Raw genomic sequence first — 25,000 nt, 5'->3', positions numbered from 1 at the left:
AAAATAATATATATTCTAAAGTTATTAAAGTATAAAAATATCAGTTTTTGAAACAAAAATATGACTTTTTTATAACAAAAAAACAATAACTGTATAAAAAATACAATAAAAATTTATCAATTCATAATAAAAACTATTTACAATGATAAAAATTTATTATATACTGACTGCAATGAAAATAAATTATCATAAAAGGAATGAAAATGAAAGCAATAAATTCAGCAAAAGCACCAAGTGCAATAGGGCCTTATTCTCAAGCAGTAGATAAAGATGGTTTTATCTTTGTATCAGGACAATTACCTATTGATGAAACAACAGGAGAGTTTGCAGGTCAAACTATAAAAGAGCAAGCAAAACAATCTTTAGAAAATATCAAGTTTATTTTAGAAGAAGCTGGTTTAGAAATGAAAGATATTACAAAAACAACTATTTTATTAAAAGACTTAGAAGATTTTGTAGTAGTAAATGAAATCTATGGAAGCTATTTTAGTGAGCCTTTCCCTGCAAGAGCTACTTATGAAGTATCAAGACTTCCAAAAGATGCACTAATAGAAATAGAAGCAATAGCAAAAAGATAATATCAAATTTTAAATGGAGAGTTAAAATGAAGAAAGATATTGTAATAGTAGGTGGTGGATGTATTGGGCTTATGTCTGCTTACTGCTTACAAAAAAGTGGTAGAGAAGTAACAGTAATAGAAAAAGGAGATATTACAAGTGGTACATCATTTGGAAATGCTGGCTTATTATCTGCCTTTAAAAAAGCACCTTTAAGTGCTCCTGGAGTTGTACTTGATACTTTAAAACTTATGGCAAAAGGTCAATCCCCTGCAAGTGTTCATCCAACATTTGATTTGCACTTATATAAATGGCTTTTAAAATTTGCTGCAAGTGCAACTGAGGCTAGACTAAAAAGAACACTTGCTTTATTTGAGAGATATGGGCAAATAAGTTTAGATATGTATGAATCAATGGTAAAAAATGATGGAATGGACTTTCATTTTTGTAAAGATGGGTTACTTATGATTTATACAGAGCAAAACACTTTTGATGCAAAAGCAGCACTTTGTACAAATCCTGATGCTTATGAGATTCTTTCAAAAGAAAGAACAAAAGAGTATATGCCTATTTTAAATGAAAAAGTTATTGGTTCTATTTTATTAAAAGAAAACGGTCATGTTGATCCGGGTGAATTTATGCTTGAACTTAAAAAATATCTTGAATCAAATGGTGTAGAGTTTTTACTAAATGAAGAAGTTCAAAGATTAGAGTTTGAAGGTTCAAAAGTAAGTAAAATCAGAACATCAAAAGGCTCTTATAAGGCTGAAACTTTTGTATTATCAACAGGGGCAGATGATACACTAGCAAAGCAAGCAAAAAATAAGTTCATGATGACACCTGCAAAAGGTTATAGTGTAACTTTTAAGATGAAAGATGAACTAAAACCAAAAACATCATCACTTTTTGCTGACTTATTTATAGCAATGACTCCAAGAAGAAATACAGTAAGAATGACTTCAAAACTAGAATTAGGTACTACAAATCCTGATATTGTAAGAAAACAAATAGATAGTATTCATAAAAATTTAGGACTTTACACAAATAAGTTTGAAATGAAAGAGCAAGTAGAGTGGGCAGGGTTTAGACCTCTTACTCCAAATGATATGCCAATTCTTGGCTTTGATGAAACATATAACAATCTAGTTCATGCTACGGGACTTGGATGGTTAGGTATTACATTTGCACCCGCAATTGGGAAGATAATAGGGGAAGTGATTACAGAAGATGGAAAAAATGAGACTAACGAAGATGTGTTGTTATTCTCAGCATTTTATCAAGGGTAATAAATTTAAGTTTTAAATTTTAAAGGAGAGATTAAAATGATATTAAAAAGAGTATTGCTATTTATGGTAGTTTTATGTCTACCAAGCATTGTTTTTGCAGAAGAGACTATAGGTATAGATAAACAAATAGATCAGTTTTTTAGTGATTATTTAGGTTGGTTTGCTAATGCTATCTTTTTTGGAGCTTCAATTGAAGATGGTGTTTCATTTCCATTGATTGTTGGATGGTTATTTGTTGCAGCTATTGTATTTACTATATATTTTGGATTTATTCAATTTAGAAGGTTTGGGCTAGCAGTAGATATAGTTTCTGGAAAATATACTGACCCGAAAGAAAAAAAATCTGGTGAAGTTTCACACTTCCAAGCTCTTACATCTGCACTTTCTGGTACAGTAGGACTTGGTAATATTGCTGGTGTTGGTGTTGCTATTGCTATTGGTGGACCTGGGGCTACATTTTGGATGATTTTATGTGGTTTATTTGGTATGGCTTCAAAATTTACTGAGTGTACATTAGCTGTAAAATATAGAAATGTAAATCCTGATAGTACAGTATCAGGTGGTCCTATGTATTACCTTTCTAAAGGTTTCAAAGATGGTGGTTATGCAACTCTTGGTAAATTCTTTGCTATAGGTTTTGCTATTATGACAATATTCTCAGCTCTTGGTGCAGGAAACTTATTCCAAGGAAATCAAGCAAATGCGATGATTGTTCAAACATTTGATATTGCTCCTGGATATGGTTGGGTTACGGGTGTTATTTTAGCAGTTTTAATTGCTAGTGTGATTATCGGTGGTATGCCTTCAATCGGTTCAGTTACTTCAAAACTAGTTCCATCTATGGCTTTTTTATATATCGGAATGGCACTAATTGTTTTAATAGCTAACTATGACAAAATAGGTTGGGCTTTTGAGCAAATACTTGTAGGAGCATTTACAGGTGCTGGTGTAGCAGGTGGATTCCTTGGGGCATTGATTCAAGGTCTAAAAAGAGCAACTTTTTCAAATGAAGCAGGTGTAGGTTCTGCTGCTATTGCTCACTCAGCAGTAAAAACAAAAGAACCAGTAACAGAAGGTTTAGTTTCATTATTAGAGCCGTTTATTGATACAGTTGTGATTTGTACGATGACTGCCTTAGTTATTATTATTGCAGGAGTTAATACAGGTGAGTTAACAGGTGTTACTTTAACATCAGCTGCATTTACACAAACCTCACCAATTTTTGAATACTTATTGACACTTTGTATTGTTTTATTTGCATTCTCTACGATGATTTCATGGTCTTACTATGGACTAAAAGCATGGACTTATCTGTTTGGAGAGGGTAAGAAAACTGAACTTATTTATAAAACTATGTTTTGTTTATTTGTAATTGTTGGTACAAGTATTAGCTTTAGTGCAGCAATTGACTTCTCAGATGCTGCTATGTTTGCAATGTCGATTTTTAATATCATTGGTTTATACTACTTAATGCCAGTTGTAAAAAAAGAATTACAGTCATATCTTGCGAGAATTGACTCAGGCGAAATAAAAAAATATAAGTAGAGTAATTAGTACAAGAAAGTTTTGCTTTCTTGTGCTTATGTTACTTTTATGAAGACAATATAAAGTTTTGTGCTTCTTTATATTGTCTTCATAAGAATATCATGTAATAATAAGTACGAAATAGGAGAGAAAATTGGACTTAACAAGAGCAGTATGGGCTGAAGTAAACTTAGATAATTTAGCAAATAATATTCGAGAAGTAAGAAGAGTTACTAATCCTAAGACTAAAGTATCAGCTGTGATAAAAGCAGATGGCTATGGACACGGAGCAGTAGCAATCGCTCAAACTTTACTTGAAAATGGAGCAGATAGATTTGCTGTTGCTACTTTAAGTGAAGCACTTCAGTTAAGAAAAGAGTTTAAAAAAACTCAAATCATGGTCTTAGGATATACACCTGAACACTTAGCCCAAGAGATAATCCAAAACAACATAATACAAACAATATATTCACTAGAACAAGCCAAAGAGTTCTCAAAAGTAGCCAAACAACTAAATAAAAATATCGTAGTTCATATAAAAATAGATAGTGGAATGAACCGTCTTGGTATGCTATGTAGTGAAGATACAGTAAACACAGTTTTAGATATAAGTAAGCTTGAAAACTTAGTGATTGAGGGTATTTACACTCACTTCGCAGCAGCAGATGAACTAGATAAAACATATACAAAAATGCAAGTAGAGAAGTTCATTAAAATAGTAGAGCAGATAGAAGAAAAAGGTTTAATTATACCTATCAAACACGTTTCAAATAGTGCTGCTATCATAGATATGCCTGAGTTTAACTTCGATATGGTTAGAGCAGGTATCATGCTATATGGTTTATACCCTTCTCAAAGTGTAAATCACGAAAGAGTAAACCTAAAAGAAGTGATGTGTCTAAAAGCAAAAATAGCCCAAGTAAAAGAAATAGAAGCAGGTTCAGGCATAAGCTACGGACTTACATATAAATGTGAACACAAAACAAAAATCGCAACCCTACCAATAGGCTATGCAGACGGCTATACAAGAATGCTTTCAAATAAAGCAAAAGTACTAGTAGAAAACAAAATAGTACCAGTACTAGGAAATATCTGTATGGATCAATGTATCATAGACGTAACAAACCTTGATGTAAAAATGGGTGATGAGGTAGTACTATACGGAGGAAATAACAAAGATGGAATCTCAATCGATAGTGTAGCAAATCTTCTAAACACAATCAACTATGAAATCGTTTGTATGGTAGATAAAAGAGTCCCAAGAGTGTACCTAAAAAATAATACTAAAACAAACTACAAAGACTATGTTTTATGTCTTTGTAAAGACTAAATAAATCTTAATAAAACAAAGAATAACTCTTTGTTTTATCTCTACAACTACTATATATCAGATATAAATATTTATTATATAAAATAATAATCAAGTATATATTTATAAATAGGTGTTATAAAAACTTACTTTTTAATCCAAAATCAACTAAATAAATAATACTATAATAGTAAAATTATTTTAGGATTGAGATTTGAAAATACTGCATACATCTGATTGGCATTTAGGTCAAAATTTTATGGGAAAAAGTAGACAAGAAGAGCATGAAGCTTTTTTGTCTTGGCTTTTTGAGATTATAAAAGAAAAACATATAGAAGTACTTATTGTAGCTGGGGATATTTTTGATACTGGAACACCACCAAATTATGCACTTGAACTTTACTATAACTTTTTAAAACAATTATCAAGTATAGATACTTTAAATACTACTATTATAACTGCTGGAAATCATGACTCAATCTCGACGCTAAAAGCACCGAAACAACTTCTTCAAGTACTTAATGTTCAAGTTATCACAAGTGGTGATGATGAAGAAAATGAAGTAATAGAAATAAAAAAGAATGATGAACTTAAAGCTATTGTATGTGCAGTACCATTTTTAAGGGATAGTGTAATAAGACAATCAATTTCAGGTCAAACTATAAGCCAAAAAGAAAAAGTAGCAAATAGTGGAATTAAAGCCTATTATAAAAATACATATAAAAAAGCACTTGATTTAAAAGGTGATAAAAGTATACCTATCATAGCTACAGGACATCTTACAACAGTAGGAAGTAGAACAAGTGAAAGTGAAAGAGATATTTATATAGGTGGAACACTTGATATAGGTGGAGATTATCTTGGAAGTCTTTTTGATTATGTGGCATTAGGACATCTTCATATCAATCAAGCAGTTGGTTCTAATCATGTGAGATACTCTGGCTCTCCTATCCCTCTAAGTTTTAGTGAGTCAAAAAATACTCAAAAAGTAAATGTAGTAAGTTTTGGTGAGACTGTAGAAGTAGAAGAACTTGAAATACCACTAAAAAGAAAGCTTATAGTTTTAAAAGGTGACAGTGAATTTATAAAAAAAGAATTAAAAACTATCGAAGACAAAACAGCTTGGATTGAAGTTCATATCAAAGATGATAATCCCCTTGTAGCAAATCAAGAAATAAGAGACTTAGCAACAAAGTTTGAACTAACACTCCTTGCAGTTAAAATTGAAAAGAGTGAAAAACAAATCAGAGCTAAAGAGATGAAAGCTATTAGTTTAGATGATTTATCTGTAAATGATGTATTTGAAAAAAGACTTGAACTAGAAGAGTTAGAAGACAAAGAGTTAAAAGATGAACTTTTTGTAAATTTCAAACAAGTAGTGCAAAAGGTTCAAAACTCATGAAAATACTAAAAGTAAAATCACTAAATATTAACTCATTAAAAGGTGAGTTTGAAATAGACTTTCAAGAGTTTCTAAAAGATGAATCTTTATTTGCTATTACAGGTCCTACTGGTGCAGGAAAGAGTACTATTCTTGATGTAATAACTTGTGCTTTATATGGAAGAACAGCGAGGCTTCAAAATCCAAATGACTTAATGTCAAGACATACAGGTGAATGTCTATGTGAAGTAGAATTTGAAATTAAAGGAAATATTTATAGATCTTCATGGTCTCAAAAAAGAGCTAGAAAAAAAGCTGATGGAAACTTCCAAACAGCAAAGATGGAAATAGTAGATTTAGATACAAATAAAGTATTAGAATCAAAACTAAGGGAAGTTCCAAAGTATGTAGAAGAGTTATCAGGTCTTGATTTTGAAAGATTCAAACAATCAATGATGCTAGCTCAGGGTTCTTTTGATGCTTTCTTAAAAGCAAAAGAGAATGAACGAAGTACTCTTCTAGAAAAAATTACTGGTACATATATCTATAAACAAATTTCTAAAGAGATATATGATACATACTCAAATAAAAATCAAGATATAAAAAATGATGAGTTGTTACTTGGAAATATAGATTTATTAGAGCCTCAAGTTGTAGAAGAAAAAACAAAAGAGTGTGAGAGTTTAAAATCTCAAAAGAAAGAGAAAGATAAAAAAGAAGAATCTCTTAAAAAAATATCTACATGGCTTGAGAGCTTACAGAAATTAGAAGCTGATAGTATTAAATACGCTCAAGAATTTGAGAATATATCAAAAGAAAAAGAAGATAAAAAAGAAGATTTTAAAAAGTTAGAACAAGCCAATAAAGCTTTGAATGTACAACCAGTTTATCAAGAAAAGAATCATTTAAACCAAGTGATTATTCAAGATAAAGAAAAGCTTCAATTTCTTCAAAAAGAATTAGAAGAGTTAAAAGCAAAAATAGAGCAAAAAACAAATGAATCTAAAATACTAAAAGAGAAGCGTGATAAAGAAAAAATATCATTTGAAAAAAATAGTAAAAAACTCCAAAAAGTAAGAACTTTACAAATACAGATTCAATCAAAACAATCAAATTTAGATGAACTAAAAAATAAAATATCAGCTAATGAAAAAGAAAAAGAAAATTTAACAAAAAAAGTAGATGAATTAAATGGTAATCAAAAAGTATTAGATGAAAAGCTATCAATTATAAATGTATATTTAGAATCAAGTAAAAAGGATGAAAACCTAAAAGAAGAACTACCTTTAATTCAAAAAAATTTAAATGATTATAATGAGCTTCTTTCAAATCAAAAACAAATAGAATCAACTCTAAAAACTTCAGTAGAAGATGAACAGCTATTAAACACGCAGTATGAACAAATAAAACAAGAGTTTAAAGATGTTGAAGAACAGTTCAAACAAAAAGAGATTGAGTATAAAGAGCTAGAATCAAAAACTTCTTCTTACTCATCAAAAGAAGATGAAAATAGAACTAGAATAAAAGTAATAGAAGAACTACTAAATAGTATAAATGATTATGAAAAAACCATCAAAACTATAAAAGATGAAGAAACTACAATAAGTACATCTGACGAAGAAATTAAATCTACAAAAACAAAAATAGAAGAAAAACACAAGTTAATAAATGAACTAAAAACTCATATACAAACACTAAATGAGAAAAAAGAAACAGAACTTTTATTAGCTAAATATGAAAGTGACAGGGCTAAATTAAAAGAGGGCGAAGAGTGCTATCTTTGTGGTTCAACTAATCATCCATATATAACACATGAACTAAATATAAATAGTGATGAAACTACATCAAAAATAGAAGAGAAAACAAAAACTTTAGATGAAGAAACTAACCAGTTAAGAGTATTAGAACTATCTCTTTCAAAAGTTGAATCAAAATATGAAACATCAATTTTAGAAAAGCAAAAGTGTGAGAAAAATAAGAGTGAAATCGAAAATGTATTTACTAAGTATGAGTTCAACTTAGAAGATGATTCAAAAGTATCATTAGAAGAAGAGAAAACTCAAAAACAAAAAGAGCTAGATGAAATAGTAAGTTTACGAAATAAAAAAGATTTAGAATTAGCAAAAAAAGAAAAGCTTCAAAAAGAACTAAATGATAAACAAATTTTATTAAATCAAAAAGAACAAGAGTTATATAAAATAAAAACTACAAAAGAAAACTCTGAATTAGAACAGCAACAAAATGGTTTTAAAGTAGAAGCTATTAAAAAAGAGATTGAACTTTCTTTTTCTAAATATGAATTGTCTTTAAATGATGAATATGGGGGAGATTACAAAAAATTAGTTGATAGAAAAGATAAATTCATTGAAAATGAAGAATTAAAAAAACAGTCAGATACACAACTTCAATCAATACTTGTACAGCAAAAAGAGTATAGTACGAAATTATCATCAATCACTCAAACTCTAAAAGAAGATAATGAAACCTTATCAAGTTTATTGAAAGAGATAGGGACACTGCAAACTCAAAGTAAAAGTATACTTGACGTAGAAGATTTAGAAGTTTATGAAGAAGCTATAACAAATAGTTTTAATACCCTAAATGAAAATTTTAATACTTTATCAAAAGAGTTAGCTCAAATAACTTCAAAAGATGAATCTTTAGACACTCAAATAAAAGACTTAACTCAAAAACAAACTAAAGATAATACAAATCTAGAAGAGTTAAGAATATCATTTGAAAAAGTATTAGAAGAAAATAGTTTTGAAAGTAAAGAAGAGTTTGAAAAAGCACTTTTACCAAAGGAACAAAGAGAAAAGTTAAATTCTATTTGTAAAGCTATAGAAGAAAAATATACTCAAATACAAACACTTAAAATAGATACAACTAAAAAGCTAAAAGAGCAAAAAGAACTAAAACTTACAGATAGAGAACTAGAAGATATAAATACTGAATTAAAAGAGCTTCAATCAAATATAGATGAATTTCAAAAAACAATAGGAAGCTTGGAAAAAGAGCTAGAAATAAACGCTTCAAATATCAAAAAACACGAAAATAAAATAAAAGAACTAGATAAGAAAAAAGAAGCCTTCAAACTATGGGTAAAACTAAATGACATGATAGGTTCAGCTACTGGTGATAAGTTTGCAAAATTTGCTCAAGGTATTACTCTAGATCAATTAATCTTCTTAGCAAATAAACATCTAGAAATATTAAGTTCAAGATACGAACTGCAAAGAAGTATGGATTCAAGTAAATTACTTGAAATAGAGATAATAGATGGTTTTCAAGGTGATGTAGTAAGACCAGTAAGTACTTTATCAGGAGGTGAAAGTTTTATAGTGAGTTTATCTTTAGCCTTAGGACTTTCAGCACTTGCAAGTCAAAAGATAAGTATAGATTCCCTTTTCTTAGATGAAGGATTTGGGACACTTGACGCAGATAGTCTAGAGCTAGCATTAAATGCACTAAATCAGTTACAAAGTTCAGGAAAGATGGTAGGTGTGATTTCACATGTGGAAGCATTAAAAGAGAGAATTCCATTACAAATAAAGGTTATTCCTAAGGGTGATGGGACGAGTATTTTAGATTTGAATTAAAGGAGGAATTATATTTTGGATAATGAGTTATTGAGTCAAGTAGGAACATATTTAGGTAGTTTAACCGTTTTGACTGGTGGAATAGTATGGGTAGGGAAAAAAGTCTTTGAAAGTAGTGCTACTGCATTACTAGAGAATTATAAAAAAGATTTAAATGTTTTATTAGAAAAAGAGAAATCAGAAATTCTAAAAGAGAAAGAAAGTTTTGATAGAAAATTTGAAGAAACAAAAAAATGGGCAAACCCTATATTGAGTAGTGTTAATGGGATTACAGGAAGACTTAAACATATTGTTGAACAAAATGGACATTTTGAACTTTCAGTAAATCATGAAGGTTATAAATATTATTACCCAAGTACATTATACTATTTTTCACAGTATTTATGTTGGATTCAAATATTAAAAGAAGAAATAAATTATGAGATATTTGATGAAGAAAAGAATGAAAGTACTTTTTTTATGGCAATAAAAGATGTAAATATTGCAATAAGAGAATATACACAAGATACAGACTTTGATGAAAGGGGTAATCCTATTTACTCTCTTCAACAAAGAGAAATATCAGAACTATTGAGAAAAGACAATAATTCATGTATGAGTTATTATGAATTTAATAAAAAACTGTCTACCGATGATTCTTTTAAAGGAGTTTTAGCACCAATAACCAATTTAGTTAATGAAATTAAACCAGAAACTAAAGAGTTTAAAAGAATTGAGAATATTCTAGAAAAATTATTTATACTTCAAGAAGAATGTAAACTGATATTAAAAGGAAATTAAGGCTATGGCAAAAATTGATATTTTAGAAAAACTAGCTGAAGATAACTTAACTATTTATCCTATAGAAGCTTTGAAGAATGAAGCATTATCTTATACTTTGGCAATTTTTCAGCCATCTGAAAATATTACAGCAAATGAGAATGAAGTAAAGAATGTAAATAGTGATAGTATAGATTTAAAATATAGTAGTTTTTTTCAAATGACAAATGAATATGGAATAGACTTAGTTCTAGCTCCTGAATACTCTTGTCCTTGGTTAACAGTTGTTAATCAGTTTGAAAACAGTTTCCCAGAAAGAGGTGTTTTATGGGTACTAGGATGTGAATCTATTACAATACCTGAGTTAAAATGCATAATATCTCAGAATAGTGATAAGGTTAAATTTATAGTAGAAGATCTAGATGCTTTAAATTCAAGAGGCACAAAAAACTTTTTAGATCCTATTATATATTGTTTTAATGCTACAAATAATAGTGGTGGAAATGAAAAAATTGTACTTATTCAATTTAAAAGAAGAAATATGGTAGATCATGAGATGCAATTAGAACGAAGACATCTTATTGTAGGAAAAAACTATTATGAATTAATGAACGATGAAAATTCTGCAAGACTTATAACAATGATATGTGCAGAAGCGATTCAATATGATTTAGAATTAGTACTTGATAAAGCATATATTATACCTCATTTACAGTTAAATACGGCCCCATTTCACCCTTCTTTTATGGATTATCGATTGAAAATATTTAAAGAGAGAAAAAATGTAGAAGTAATTTGTGTTAATTGGGCAAAGGGATTTGAAATAAATGGTTCTAGTCAAAGTAAATATGGTGCTTCTGCCTATTATATGCATACAGATAAGATTAATTATACTGATACTAGAATAAATGAAAATCATAAAAAAGGTATATATTATACGTATTCTACATCTCAACATTATCATCGTTTTTTGTTTAATTATAATGAGCATGTTTTTTATTTGAATTCAAATCAATTATTACAAAATGATTCAGCAAATATTAGTCAACTAAGAGATGGTATTGAAACAATTAATACATTTTCATGGAATGATAGTTGGGTTGAGTGTACTTCTTGTGATGATAATTGGGATGGGTACTTAGATAGCTATGGTTATTTAAGTAGGGTTTCTTTTTTAAGTTCAAGTAGTCCAATCTCTAAAGAAAGATTTTTAAACTTGACTTCGGGTAATAAACTCAAATCAGTAAAATGGTACGAACCTAAAAATCTTAAATCTTTCTATATAGATAGTGATGAGAAGCCTTCAAAGTTATCTGTTTTCTTTGATCCAAGAGTTATAGATGCTTCTAAGTTAAAAGAATATACGAATAATGTTCATTGGCTTAAGAGGAAAGTTATAAACTCAAACATAAGTTATCCTAACAAGTTCTCATCTCTAGAATCTGTAAATGATTTTACTATTTATGAAGAGGATATTAAGTCTCATTTAAATGTGGTTAATGATAGTTTGAGTGCAACTTTTGTTGGGTTAGGTAGTGATTCAGTTATTAATGCAGAAAGAGTTTATTCAAATATTTCAGATGCAATTAAAGAAGAAGAAAGGACTTTAGTTGTTTGGTATGAGAATGATGATGGAGATCCAGAATTTTATTCTGAAAATAACAATAATATAGATGCAGATTTTACAGAAAGTAGAAAGTCTATAACAAATGATAGAGAGGGAGAATAAATTATGATTGAACAAATTCAAGAATTAACAAATAGATTTCCAGACAATTTAGAGATGATAGTAGAAAATAGTTTGTATTTACAATCGGAAAATTATAGAGATAATGTTAAAGAAAAAGTGTTTTTTAACTTTTCAAATGAAATTCCTGATAGTGATGATGATAATGAAGTTAATAACTATTTGGAATCATTTCAAGAAGAATTTATTGCTCCTAGATATTATCAAGATAGAGGAAGCGTTCAATGGAATTATTATACTGTATTTGTTATTGATGGAGAATATGATGAAAAAATAGTTTCAAAAATTGAAAAAAATAAAGATTATACAAGAAAAATTGTTTTACAAAAAGAAAAATTTAATGATTTCTTAGATAAAGAGACTTTTATTCAAGAGTTTTACTCAACTGAAACTAATCTTGCACCAAATTTAATTAATCAGTGGGATGTTGAAATATCTGCTAATAATTTAAATTTTATTTGCGATGGAACTTATAAGAAAGATTGGATTGAAAAATTACTAGAAGAAACTGAAGAAACTAGTGAAGTGGAAGAACAAGTTCCTTTAACTAATAATGAATTAGAAACAAGATTTCCTGAAAATAGTTTTATTAATAGGTTAGAATTAGGTGGATACAGACCATATCCTAATCAAAGGGATTTTAATTTTTCAAAAGTTAATTTGATTCATGGTGTTAATGGTTCTGGGAAGACATCTCTTTTAGAATCTATAGAAGCATTAACTTGTGGAAAGATACAAAGAGATACTTCAGAGAGTAACTTTACAGATTTAGTATTACATTTTAATGATAGTGAATTAAGATGGTTTAATACTCCTATGATATATAAAAATAGAGATAAAGAATGGTATTCAAGCACTAATGAAGGACAAAATAAATTATATGAGAATTTTAATAGATTTAATTTTTATCATGCAGATGCTGCAAATGAGATTTCAAATGACGGAAATATAGATAAAATAGTTAAAGATATTGTTTTAGGAAAAGATGTTGCTAAATATGAAAAAAATATTTCTGACGCAATATATGAGTTTGAAAAAGAAGAGCGAAAAATATCAAACAAATATATTCCATCTTTAGAAAAAGATATAGATAGTATTAATCAACAAATTAGAACTATAGAGGATAATAAAACTTTACTAAATGAGATTGAAATAAAATTCAAAAATAATATTAAGTCAATTGATTGGAAAAAGCAAATTATCGACTATGACAAAATACAAGATATGTTTTTTGAAGTAAATGAGCTTAAAAATATCACAAAAGAACTATATACATTATCAAATGAAATTGAATTAAATGATCTCTCTCTAGTTGATGAAAGAATATCTTTCTTAGATAAAGAACATAAAATTTTAATAGATAGTATTAAAAACATTTCTGAGGTAAATAGAAAAAAAGATGAGTTCATTAAAAAAGTTAACACTTTAAGTTCAAGGATTGCAAATATTGATAAATTAAGTGAATGGATTCAGGTTGATAAAATTTCTGAAATTATTGGACTTGATGAAAAAATATCAAAGAATCAAGAATCTTATATTTTTTTAGAAAATATTTTTAAAATTGAAGAATTAAATAACGACTTTGAAAGTTATAAAGAAAAAGAATATGATTTATTTGATTATGCTACTAGTTTAAACTTAGAATTAGAAAAACAAAAAAGTGACTTGAATGATTTAATAGAAGAACTAGCTATAAAAGAAAAAGAAATTGGAACTATAAGCTCTAATAAAACAAACTTGCAAGAATATGTTTTAAAAACAATGAGCTCAACAAACGATAAAGAAACTTGTCCTGTATGTAAAACAACTTTTACAGAAGAAAATCTATCTTCTTTAATTAAAAATATTACTGAAAATATTGAGGGACTTGAGTATGTAAATAAATTAAAGTCAGATATTAATCTTTTAGAAAAAGAAATTAAAGATAATTCAGATGAATTAGAAGTAATTAGTGAAGTAATTTATTTTATAGAGAAATTGTCTCCAAATCTTATTAGTTCTACAATAACAATAAAAGATGCTATAAAATTAATATATAGTTCGTATGAAAAGATGAGAGTCTTAAAAGTAGAAACAAAAGAATTAGTTGATTTAAAGAATTTCTTTGTTTCTAAAGGTATTACAGAATATGAATATGAAAAATTGATTAAAGCTTATAATGATAAGTATACAGCTGAATATGGTGAAATATCAGTAGAAGGATTATTTGGGGTTAAGAGTAAATATATTGCAGAAATAACTAACCAAAAAGATACAATAGATAGTTTTGAAGAACAAATTACAAACTATACTAAGGTTATAGATGATGTTAAGAAAAATAATGAAATATTCATCGATAATAATCAGGAAACATTAAATTATTTTTCATCTTTATTACAAAAGATTCACTTAATTAAAAAGTATAAAGAAAAGGTATCTTTATATTTTGTATTTAAAGACTTTAGTATGAATAATATAAAAAAACAAGTGGATGACTTATCTGCAATATCATCTCAATATTCTGAAACATTATTACAAACAAATAAAACTTCAACTCTTGAAATACAGTTAAAACAAGAAAATGATTTAAAAACTGAAGAATATTCTAAAAATATTGTGAATAAAGAAAAATTATCTAGGGCTATAGAAACACTACAAAGTTTAGTATCTTCAAAAAATATCTTAGAAGATTTTTTTATACGAAACACTAGTGCAATTTTAGATGTATTTATGACTATTCATGCTCCAAAAGAATTTAATAGCTTGAGATTTCAAAATGATAATATTGAGTTAAAACGTTCAATTAATGATGAATGGGTTGGTGTTAATAAAATAAGTACAGGTCAAAAAAGTGCATTGGCTTTATCAGTCTTTTTAGTTATGAATAGAAATGCGAGTAAAGCTCCTAAATATATTTTATTTGATGATCCAGTTTCTAATACTGATGATATTAATATATTAGCATTTTTTGATTTTTTAAGAGATATATCATTAAGTGGACAACGACAAATATTTTTTGTTACAGCAAATTCAAAGGTTGCCAATTTATTTAAGAAAAAATTTGACTTTTTAGGTGATGATTTTAAATATCATCATTTAGAAAGGTAAAGTTATGTCTCTTATGCGAATTAATTATGTGAGAAATGAAATGAAAAAACTTTCTCTTTTAATTGAGGATTTAATTAGAAATTATGATAGAGACTTAAAAGAATATGATAGTGACTATACTCAGGTTAAGGAAGAATTAGATTTAAAATTAAAAAGAAGTGAAGGTACAGAAGAGTTTTATGATAATGTTCAGGAGCAAATAGAATATGAAAAACCGATTAATGATATAAAAACTTTTTCTCAGTTTCAAAATGAGTTGATATTGGTAAAACACGTAGCATTAATAGAAAATATGATTATTAATTTGTTTGAACATTTAGTATATATACATAAAACCAAAGAATATAAGGAAAAGTATTTTGATGATAAAGAACATTTTACTGATATATTTATAGCAATTAAGAAAATTGCAGAAATTACTGAAAAAAAGGTTAATATAAAAAAAATCAAATTTTGGAAATATTATGAGACAATGAGATGTATTCGTCATTCTATTGCACATGGAGATATCCTTTTTGAATTAAGTTATCGTAGATTAAAAAATTTTAATGAAGAGATTAATTTAATACATCCCTATGGAGAAATAGAAGATGATGAATTTAGTAAAAAGTTTTCACCTACTAAATTACATCCTACTTTTGATAATAAATCTACATGGTATTGTCATTTAGTAGATAATATAAATAGTCTTGGTATTTTAAATGAAAAGTGTTTGGGATTTATTGAGGAAATAAGAGAAAGTTATTTATCTTATGGTGATGAAAGTCAAATTGATATTCATACTCTTTATGCAAGAACAAGATTCTAAGGATAATAAATGAATCTCTCAAAATCTCTCTACACAAAAGGTATTCAATGCCCCAAAGCACTTTGGCTTAAAAAATATAATTCAAGTGTATTAACACCACCTGATGAATCAGCCCAAGCTGTATTTGAAACTGGAAATATAGTAGGGAATTTAGCCTGTAAACTTTTTCCTAATGGAAAAGAAGTAGATTACACAAAAGACTTTTCAAAGATGTTAAATACTACCCAAAAGTATTTAGACGAAAAAATACCACATATCTACGAAGCTACTTTTGAATACCAAGGTATCTTAGTGATGGTGGATGTTTTAAAAGTCGAAGATGATGGTGTTAGTATCTATGAAGTTAAAAGTGCTACTTCTTTAAAAGATATATATTTACATGATGTGTCTATACAGTATTATGTACTTAGAAATTTAGGCTTACAAATCAAAAGTTCAAATGTAGTTTATATAAACAATGATTATATAAGAGGTGATGAATTAGAACTTGATAAACTTTTTATTATTGATGAAGTTAGTTCACAAGTAGAAGAATTACAATCAAATATCCCAAATGTTTTAGAAGAGTTTAGTGCGTACTTAGATGATAAACAAAATGAACCAAATATTGATATAGGAAGTCATTGTAAAAAGCCTTATGAATGTGATGCAAAAGATTACTGTTGGAAAGTTCAAAGACAAATTCCAGATTATTCTATATTTAATATTTTTAATATTGGAAGTAAAAAGCAAGTAGAACTATACTCTCAAGGGATAGTAAATATAAAAGATATTCCTTCTTCTTTTGATATGACTGAAAATCAGGTAAAAACAGTAGAAAACTATAAAAATAAAACAACACATATCGATAAAGAAAATATCAAAGCTTTTTGTGATGATTTGACATATCCTATTTATCATTTAGATTTTGAGACATTCCAACAAGCAATACCAGAATATAAAGGTCTTAAACCTTTTGAACAAATACCTTTTCAATATTCACTTCATATAGAGTATGAAGATGGAACTTTAGAACACAAAGAGTTTTTAGCACAAGATGGTATTGACCCAAGAGAGCAAATTGTAAAAAGATTAATTGAAGATATACCAAGTGATATGACAGTATTAGCTTACAACATGAGTTTTGAAAAAGGTGTTATAAAAAGATTAGCAAATACATATTCAGAATATAGTGAACATCTTCTAGGTATAAATGAAAATATGAAAGACTTGATGATACCTTTCCAAAAGAAATGGTACATAACTCCTTCTATGCAAGGAAGTTATTCTATCAAGTATGTATTACCAGCATTAGTACCACAGTTTGAAAAAGGATATAAAGAACTAGATGGAGTACAAAATGGAAACCAAGCTATGAATGCTTTTGCAAATCTTGGAAAGCTTGATAATAAAGAGAAAGAAAAAATGAGAACTTCACTTTTAGAGTATTGTAAACTTGACACTTTGGCTATGGTAGAGATTTTGAGAAAATTAAAAGGAGTATAGACTTAATGATTGATTCAAAAGATTTAGAACGTTATGAATATATCTTTGGAAAGATAAAACGTAATGAAGAATTAAAACCAGTTCAAATTGCTAATCATTTAGGCTGCCATAGAAAAACAGTAGTGAGAGATTTTAAAAATGTAATTTCTGTCTTATTTGAATCTCCAATAGAATTTTGCAATCGAGTATGGATTGTTCCTAAACCTATCATAGACATACGTGCATATACTCCCTCTAATTTAGTTTCAATTGCATTACTTTTAAAAAAAGCTTATCATGATGATTTGTATTTATATGAAAAAACTATTGAATTATTTGATTTTCTCCAAGAAAAAGTATCTCATTCTATTTATAAGCAAAATTCAATAGAGGAGTTGTTACCTTCATATAAAGAAGAGTTTTATAAAATTAAAGATGCTATAGAAAAGAAACAAGAGATTAAGTTCTCTTTTCATTATGATGATAATATTAAACATGTTCAGCCTCTTAAAATAACAAATTTAGAACAGTATTGGTATCTATTTTGTTACGATTTAGATGTTAAGTCATTTAGAACATATCATTTTAAAGGAATTAAGAATATAAATGTACTTGCTAATTATTTTGAATTAGATGAAGAACTATATTATAAAAAATTGGATAATGCAATAAATGCATACTTTAATATTAATGATGAGAATAAGGTACTTTTAAGATTAGAAAAAGCTCCAATGAAAGTTTTAAAACGTAGAAAATTAAATAGTTCACAAGAAATAAAAAAAGATACTGAAAATGATGGTAAGTATCTTATGTCTATTACTGTGTCTAACTTAAGAGAAATATCTCCTTTAATTCAACAATGGATACCTTTAATTGAAGTTGTTAAACCAGAAGAACTTAAAACAATTATTCGTGACAATTTAAAAAAATTTCAAATATAAATTTATGAGGACACATTTCTGTCCTCAATTTGTCTTATACTTTCTACATAAATAAAATGTTGGAGGATAGAAAATGAATTTTGATGAGCTTTTAATTGCTTTAATTATGGGATTAATAACAAGTATTGTAGGTGCTTATATATATGATAACTTAATAAGAAATAGCGACTATGAACCCGCATATCTATTTAATGAAAAGTTTTCTTTTATCAATAAGAAAAGAACTTTTAATGTAGATGATAACAAGAGAGTTCAAAATCGTAGCTTTTTTTATAATCTTTTTTTTATTGTATTTAGCCTTTTTTTACTTTGGGGTGCATTATATGGGCCATTTTTATTTAAAGCAGGGTTTCTAAATAGTATGGTTGACTTATCTAATAGTAATATCGTAAATATTCTAGGATTAAGTAAAGAATATTTAGTGTTTAAAATAGAACCATTAAAATGGGTTTGCTTAGGTGTAGCTTTTATTCTTTTATTTCCTACTTTATATGTAGGTACAAAGTTTTCACAATTATTTATAAATGTAAAAGATCATTTTTATGAAGTAAACCAAAAAGATTGGGATATTTTTAGAATGCATGGTGTTCTTTGTTTTATTGTTATTATATTAGCATTAAATGTATATTTTGTTTCAACATTAACTTTATTTAAAAGTTTTATAATATCAGCTAGTATAGTTTTAGCGTTATTAGCAAATGCTAATAAAAGGTAGAATTATTATGACAAATATATTAGTAAAGTCAAATCGTGAAAAAGAAGAACTTAGTACATTAATTTCCAAAGAAATACCAAATTATCGACAAGCTTATAGTGATAGAACATCATTTATTATGGCATGCTTATCAGAATTAGTTTACTTACAATTTAATAAACCTTTTTTTGATAAAGATGATAAAAAACTTATTAAAAAAGTCTCATTACTTATTGATAATAATAAATTATCTTCATTTAAAAAACTTTATGAAATATTTGGATATGACCATGAAGAAGAGATTAAAAAGTTAAAAGAAGAATTATCTTTTTTAAATTTAGAATTAGTAAAAACTTTTGATAATAATGGTACACAAGCAATTATTATCAAAAATGATAGCTTTTATGTCTTAGCTTTTAGAGGTACAGAAGTAACAAGTATAAAAGATATAAAAGCTGATTTAAAAGCGAATATTAGAGTATGTGAATCTGGTGGCAAAATGCATACAGGTTTTTATGATGCTTTTAATGAAGTTTACATTGATATTCAAAATTATTTAAATTCTCTTGAAAAAGAAGATAAACCTCTTTTTATTACAGGTCATAGTTTAGGAGGAGCTTTAGCTATAGTTGCAACAAAGAAATTAAAATATTCAAAAATTGCAGCTTGTTATACATATGGCTCACCAAGAGTAGGAAATGAAGAATGGATGAATGGCATAAAAACACCCATTTACAGAATAGTAAACTCAGCAGATCCTGTGACAATGCTCCCTCCTGGAGGCGATTTGATTACATTTACCACATGGATCCTTAGGTTACTAAGATTAACAAAATTATCAAAAAATTTAAGTGATAAATTTGGTGGATATTATCATTTAGGATATATGAGATTTTTAACAAATGTTGATGTAGGTGATTATAAATCTGCAAAGTTACTTTATTCAGTTACTTTGATGAGAAGATTAAGGGCATATTATAAAAAAGTAAGAGCTATATCAGATTTACCATCAGATCACTCAATTTCAGTTTATAGAAAGAAGTTAAAGTCAATAGCTATAGAAAAAAATAAGAATAAGGAGAATTGATTTTTATTAAATAGTGGTATTCTTCCATTAGAAGAATATTTATCATTAAAAAAGGTTTTATTTTGGAATAATATTAAAAAAAATAGCAAAAGAAAATATATCTATGGAATTTAAAAATAAGTTTAAAGAGTTGATAGATTAACCCCATCAAAAAGATGGGTCGTCCCGTAGGAATTTAGAATTAAATTATAACACAAAATATAAATAAATGCAATAACAAGCTAATCGTATTAAAATAATTTGATAGAAAAAAGAACTGGTCACAAACTGTGACTAGTTTAGTGTCATTAGTTACATGTGCATAAAAAACCCAAGCTTAAACTCTAAGGTTTAAGACTTAATGGGCGTCATAGTAAAATCATATAAAAACATTAGTAATAAGTCAATATAGAAGCTATTTTAAGAACAAAGTATAATATTGACTTTGTAGTATAAAGGTACTACAATTTATAAAAATAAAGAGGATTGAATTATGTCTTTAGATTCAATGGTAAGTGCAAGAGTAGATAGTGAACTAAAAATAAAGTAATTTATGACACTTATACAAAAAACAACAGCCTACCTCATAAGCATACCACTATTTACTATCTGGTTACTTTTTTGCTTTATTATCTCTCTTCTTGGTTCAGTTCTTTATAAAAAAAGAGTTCATGTTGATTTGGATATGGTGAAGAAAAGAGAGACTATTTGTAGTGTTTTAAATAGTAAAAAATACTTAAGTGATGATGAGTATGAGTTTGAAACTGTTGAGGTGGCTTCACTTTATGATGAGCTTACTTTTAGGGGATACTTGTTTGTTTTGGCTCCTGTGATATTTTTGCTAAAGCATTTTAGTTTTGCTGATGGGTTTGTTTTTTATCTTGTGAAAAAGTGGATGTATATACATAAGTATCAAAGACAACACAAGAAAAAACCTAAAAGCTTTTTCTCAGCTCTTATGTCTTTGTGTGTTTTGCTTGCCTTTTTTGTAGGGCAGGTTTTGTATAGATTAAAACCTTAAAACCCTTTTTTATTCACCAAAAAGTACATTCTCTTTTTGATGTATGATTTTAGATGTAAAGAAATTTACAACTAAAATAGTAAGTATTGGTATTAGTAAGAAATAAAGCACTAGTATATCAGCTCTAAAATCCCAATACGACTCAAAAAGTAAACTACTTATAAAGTACGAACCAACACTTCCAAGTATGATACCTATACTACTTGCACTAAGTGCAATAAGCCCAAACTCCAATAAAAATGAGTTTTTAATACTCTTATTTTTTATACCTATCATCTTTAGTCTTAGGATATTGTTTTTTTGTAAGTTCATTTGATACTGTATGATGATAAAACTCATAAGAAGCCCAATAGCAACAGAGTAAAAACTCATCTTTTCAGTAATAGCTGTAACATCATCAACTACTGTAGCAAATGACTCAAATAAGCTCTTCACATCTATTACAGTAAGACTTGGAAACTTATCTGTTAATGCTAGTAGCATTTTAGAAGCGTCATACTCACCTGTAGAAATAGTTGCTAGCATAGTTTTGGGAGCGTCATTTATAGCTCCTTCTTGTAGAAGTAAGAAAAAGTTTGGTGTAAACTCTGTCCATTTAACTGACCTTATATTTACTACTTTCGCAACTAGTTCAAGACCTAATACATCAAATACTACTGTATCACCTAAGCTTATGCCTCTTCTTTTTGCATATCTTTTCTCAACACTAAGCTCAATAGGTTTTGAGAAATCAGCAGAGTTATAAACTCCACTAAACTCTCTACCTTCTAGTATTTGCTCAGTTGTTTTCAAATCACTTCTATATGATAAGTTTACAGCTGAGTTTCTTGCGTTTTCGCCTTCTTGTGATTGTTCTTGGCCGTTTATTTTAAGAACTCTTGCTCGAATCATTGGGGCTATGTTTTCTAGTTTTGCTCCTAGTTTTTCAACTTCTTTACTTATATCTGATAGTTGCTCTTCCTTTGCATCTACTACAAAAAATCTAGGTCTTTCTTCTACACTTTTTGATAAGACATTTGATAAAGAACTTCCAACTTGAGGTATCAAACTAAAAAATGCAGTACATAAAAGTATGGCACTAAAGAGTGTAAGTGAAGTTCTTTTTTGCCTTGTGATATTTTTTAGAGCTAGTGATAAAGCTAGATTATCAAGATGACCTGAAAAATCAAATCTTTTTAATACAAAAGAGCCTATAGCAAAAAGTAGGGCGATGATTACAAGCACACTTAAAGCAAAGAAAAATCCTATATTCCGAGCTGGTGTTACAAAGTGTGAAAGCACAAGTAAAAACACTACAAAAGGAGTAAAACTTATGATAACTCTTGATAGTTTTCTTTTTTGTCTTTGTACAAGTGGTAGTATCAAAGGAAGCCCAATAGATAAACTTAAAGCAAAAAGCACAACAGCAGACTTCACAAAAAACATATAATCAAGACTAAAATCAAAACTAAAATCAATATACTTTTGAACAAGTGGCCCTATGAACTGAGAAGATGCTGTGATAAAAGCAAAAACTAAAACAGTAGCTATTGATATAAGTACAAAAAGATGAGTTAAGTAAGTCATGATAAGGTTTTTCTTACTAACTCCAATATCATTTAAAACTGTAATATCTTTTTCATGCTTTTTCAAAAAGCCTGAGTATAGATATATAAGTCCCACAAGTCCTAAGAAAAATGAAATCAAAGATACAAGTGATAGGAAATTTGTCAAGAAACTAAGAACGGCTATTAGTCTATCTCTTCCATCATTTGGGGATAAAACTCTAAGACTTCTATCAAGTTTTGCTTCTATTTGCTCTTCTAACTCTTCAAGTTTATCATTGCTTAGATTTTGTTCAAAAAGATAGTTTAGTTTATATCTAGCAGTTGAGCCAAACTTTAGAAGTTCACTTCTTTCAAGACCTTTGGCACTTAGATATACTTTTGGCATAAAACCACTAAAACTTATATTTTTAAGACTATCTTCTTTTATAACTTTTACAATAGTGTAGTTTTTACTTCCTATTTTAAGAGTGCTTCCAAGACTAAGTCCTAGTAAGTCTAAAACTTCTTGATATACCCAAACTTCATTCTCTTTTGGTAGGGCTTGCTCTTTTGGATAAGTTGAGCTGTCATTGAAAACTAAACCACCATAGTATGGAAAACCTTTATTTATTTGCACAAGTTCCATAAGTCTAGCTCTTTTTTCTGATGCCACCATACTTACTGTTGAGATACCTTCATCGAAGCTTTTGATTTGAGGAAGTAGGTCTTTTACTTGTTCTTTTTGCTTATCACTTATTGGAAATCTAGAGTTTACTACTAAATCAGCTCCAAGCAAACTTTTGGCTTTTGTATCAAGGGAAGTATCGATACTTCCTTTAAAAAACTGCAAGTAAGATAGTGATGCAATAGCCAAACAAAAGTTTAGTATAAAAATAAGACTAAAAGATTTTGACCTTTTAAGGGCTTTTGAAACTAGTTCAGCTACTAACATTTCTCTAAGTTTCCATGATTTAGTGAATAAGTTTCTTCACATCTAGCAGCTACATCTTTTGAGTGAGTTACTAAAATCAAAGTTGTATTGTTTTTTTTGATTAACTCAAAAAGCTTATCCATCACAGCTATTCCTGTCTCTTCATCTAAGTTTCCACTTGGTTCATCAGCTAGAATTATCTTTGGATTATGTATCAAAGCTCTTGCTATTGCTACTCTTTGTTTCTCTCCACCACTTAGTTCAGATGGTAAGTGATCAAGTCTATGTCCTAAGCCTACACTTTGTAGAAGTTCAATTGCTTTTTCTTTTGGATTTTTTATACCACATACTTTTGCAGGAAGCATTACATTTTCTAAGGCATTTAAGTATGAAACAAGATGAAAGTTTTGAAATACAAAGCCTATATTTGAAGCTCTAAAGTCATTTATCTGCTCTTCTTTCATATCTTTATATGAAACACCATCAAGTAAAATATCACCTGATGTTGGTTTGATAATACCTGAGATTAGTGAAAGCAGGGTTGATTTTCCACTTCCTGATTTTCCCATAATAGCTACTCTTGAAGCTTTTTTTACATGAAAGTTTAAATCTTCATAGATTTTTACTTCTTGTGCGCCTTGAGTGTATGATTTTTTAAGTGATTTGATTTGTAGCATTATAACTCTTCCTTTAAAAACTTGAAAACTTCTTTTGCCATAATTTTATGACCTTTTTGATTTGGGTGTATCCCATCTGCTTGGTTTAGTTCTTGTACTCCTGCCACATCTTTTAGTAAAAAGGGCATAAATCTAAGCTGGTATTTCTCTTTGATTTTAAGATACATTTGCTCAAACTCTTTTGAGTAAGTAGGTCCATAATTTGGTGGGATTAGCATACCTGCTAATAGTACTTTTGCATTTGCTTTTTGGGCATGATTTATAATCTCTTCTAAGTTCTTTTGACTTTGAGTAAGGTTTAAACCTCTAAGTCCATCATTCGCACCAAGAGCTACAAAAACTATATCAGGCTTTCTTTTTAGGTACCATTTTAGTCTTGATATTGCATCACTTGTTGTTGAGCCAGAAACTCCACCATTTATAACTTTGATATTTTTGTTTAGTTCATTTCTTGCTAGTTCTTGTACTAAGTTTGGATAGGCTTGATTTTTTGATACTCCTAAGCCCTCAGTTAGTGAGTCTCCTAAAAATAGGATAGTTTTAGTACTTGAATTTGCTGTTAAAATTTGTAGTATAATTACACATAAGATAAAAATTATTTTTTTCATGTTGGTATGTTATCA

General features: G+C 28.1%; 17 protein-coding genes and 1 pseudogene. 15 read left to right on the top strand and 3 right to left on the bottom strand.

From position 1 onward, the window contains the following. Positions 1-203 precede the first annotated feature (203 nt). From ACH5BH_RS13435 to ACH5BH_RS13365, 15 genes and pseudogenes are all read left to right on the top strand, one after another. Entirely contained in the window at positions 204-578 is a 375-nt protein-coding gene (locus ACH5BH_RS13435; RefSeq protein WP_404308017.1) for a RidA family protein, read from the top strand. Positions 579-604: 26 nt separating this feature from the next. Next, positions 605-1,843 carry an NAD(P)/FAD-dependent oxidoreductase gene (locus ACH5BH_RS13430; protein ID WP_423298717.1) on the top strand — a complete coding sequence of 413 codons (1,239 nt, stop codon included), beginning with the start codon at positions 605-607 and terminating at the stop codon, positions 1,841-1,843. A gap of 36 nt (positions 1,844-1,879) precedes the next feature. Beyond that, positions 1,880-3,388, top strand: coding sequence for an alanine/glycine:cation symporter family protein (locus ACH5BH_RS13425; protein WP_423298716.1), 1,509 nt, complete (start codon positions 1,880-1,882; stop codon positions 3,386-3,388). Positions 3,389-3,521: 133 nt separating this feature from the next. Beyond that, positions 3,522-4,697, top strand: coding sequence for an alanine racemase (gene alr / locus ACH5BH_RS13420; RefSeq protein ID WP_423298715.1), 1,176 nt, complete (start codon positions 3,522-3,524; stop codon positions 4,695-4,697). A 193-nt stretch (positions 4,698-4,890) separates the two neighbouring features. Further along, complete coding sequence (locus ACH5BH_RS13415; protein ID WP_423298714.1) at positions 4,891-6,078, top strand: exonuclease SbcCD subunit D C-terminal domain-containing protein; 1,188 nt, start codon at positions 4,891-4,893, stop codon at positions 6,076-6,078. Then, on the top strand, positions 6,075-9,656 hold the full coding sequence (locus tag ACH5BH_RS13410; RefSeq protein ID WP_423298713.1) for an AAA family ATPase: 3,582 nt from the start codon (positions 6,075-6,077) through the stop codon (positions 9,654-9,656). Before ACH5BH_RS13415 ends, ACH5BH_RS13410 begins: the two co-directional genes overlap by 4 nt. Positions 9,657-9,671: 15 nt before the next feature. After that, entirely contained in the window at positions 9,672-10,436 is a 765-nt protein-coding gene (locus ACH5BH_RS13405) for a hypothetical protein (protein ID WP_423298712.1), read from the top strand. Between the two features lie 4 nt (positions 10,437-10,440). Next, positions 10,441-12,144: a hypothetical protein gene (locus ACH5BH_RS13400; protein ID WP_423298711.1), complete on the top strand. Its 1,704-nt coding sequence runs from the start codon at positions 10,441-10,443 to the stop codon at positions 12,142-12,144. 606 nt (positions 12,145-12,750) lie between these two features. After that, a pseudogene (locus tag ACH5BH_RS14455) lies at positions 12,751-12,864 on the top strand (AAA family ATPase); the annotation flags it as partial. Positions 12,865-15,253: 2,389 nt separating this feature from the next. Continuing rightward, positions 15,254-16,057 carry a hypothetical protein gene (locus ACH5BH_RS13390; RefSeq protein ID WP_423298710.1) on the top strand — a complete coding sequence of 268 codons (804 nt, stop codon included), beginning with the start codon at positions 15,254-15,256 and terminating at the stop codon, positions 16,055-16,057. A gap of 9 nt (positions 16,058-16,066) precedes the next feature. After that, the gene (locus ACH5BH_RS13385) at positions 16,067-17,542 is read left to right on the top strand and encodes a DUF2779 domain-containing protein (RefSeq protein WP_423298709.1); all 1,476 of its coding nucleotides are present in this window, start codon (positions 16,067-16,069) and stop codon (positions 17,540-17,542) included. Between the two features lie 5 nt (positions 17,543-17,547). Next, positions 17,548-18,462, top strand: coding sequence for a WYL domain-containing protein (locus ACH5BH_RS13380; protein WP_423298708.1), 915 nt, complete (start codon positions 17,548-17,550; stop codon positions 18,460-18,462). Between the two features lie 73 nt (positions 18,463-18,535). Continuing rightward, positions 18,536-19,177 (top strand): hypothetical protein, encoded by a 642-nt coding sequence (locus ACH5BH_RS13375; protein WP_423298707.1) that lies wholly within the window; start codon positions 18,536-18,538, stop codon positions 19,175-19,177. Between the two features lie 7 nt (positions 19,178-19,184). Continuing rightward, a complete protein-coding gene (locus tag ACH5BH_RS13370; protein ID WP_423298706.1) occupies positions 19,185-20,243 on the top strand; it encodes a lipase family protein in 1,059 nt (352 codons plus the stop codon). 532 nt (positions 20,244-20,775) lie between these two features. Then, positions 20,776-21,243, top strand: a complete 468-nt coding sequence (locus ACH5BH_RS13365; RefSeq protein ID WP_423298705.1) for a hypothetical protein — start codon at positions 20,776-20,778, stop codon at positions 21,241-21,243. 9 nt (positions 21,244-21,252) lie between these two features. Here the strand turns inward: ACH5BH_RS13365 and ACH5BH_RS13360 are convergent, their stop codons facing one another. Genes ACH5BH_RS13360 through ACH5BH_RS13350 form a run of 3 tightly spaced genes read right to left on the bottom strand, consistent with a single transcriptional unit; the run spans position 21,253 to position 24,985 of the window. Beyond that, positions 21,253-23,721 carry an ABC transporter permease gene (locus ACH5BH_RS13360; RefSeq protein WP_423298704.1) on the bottom strand — a complete coding sequence of 823 codons (2,469 nt, stop codon included), beginning with the start codon at positions 23,719-23,721 and terminating at the stop codon, positions 21,253-21,255. Next, the gene (locus tag ACH5BH_RS13355) at positions 23,715-24,377 is read right to left on the bottom strand and encodes an ABC transporter ATP-binding protein (protein ID WP_423298703.1); all 663 of its coding nucleotides are present in this window, start codon (positions 24,375-24,377) and stop codon (positions 23,715-23,717) included. Before ACH5BH_RS13355 ends, ACH5BH_RS13360 begins: the two co-directional genes overlap by 7 nt. Next, entirely contained in the window at positions 24,377-24,985 is a 609-nt protein-coding gene (locus ACH5BH_RS13350) for an arylesterase (RefSeq protein WP_423298702.1), read from the bottom strand. The genes ACH5BH_RS13355 and ACH5BH_RS13350 overlap by 1 nt, the downstream gene beginning before the upstream one ends. Between the last annotated feature and the right edge of the window lie 15 nt (positions 24,986-25,000).

It is taken from the genome of Arcobacter rhizosphaerae (assembly GCF_049472155.1).
GTDB lineage: Bacteria > Campylobacterota > Campylobacteria > Campylobacterales > Arcobacteraceae > Arcobacter_B.
Note: the sequence above shows the minus strand (reverse complement) of the source record. Positions and strands in the feature narration are given on the sequence as shown.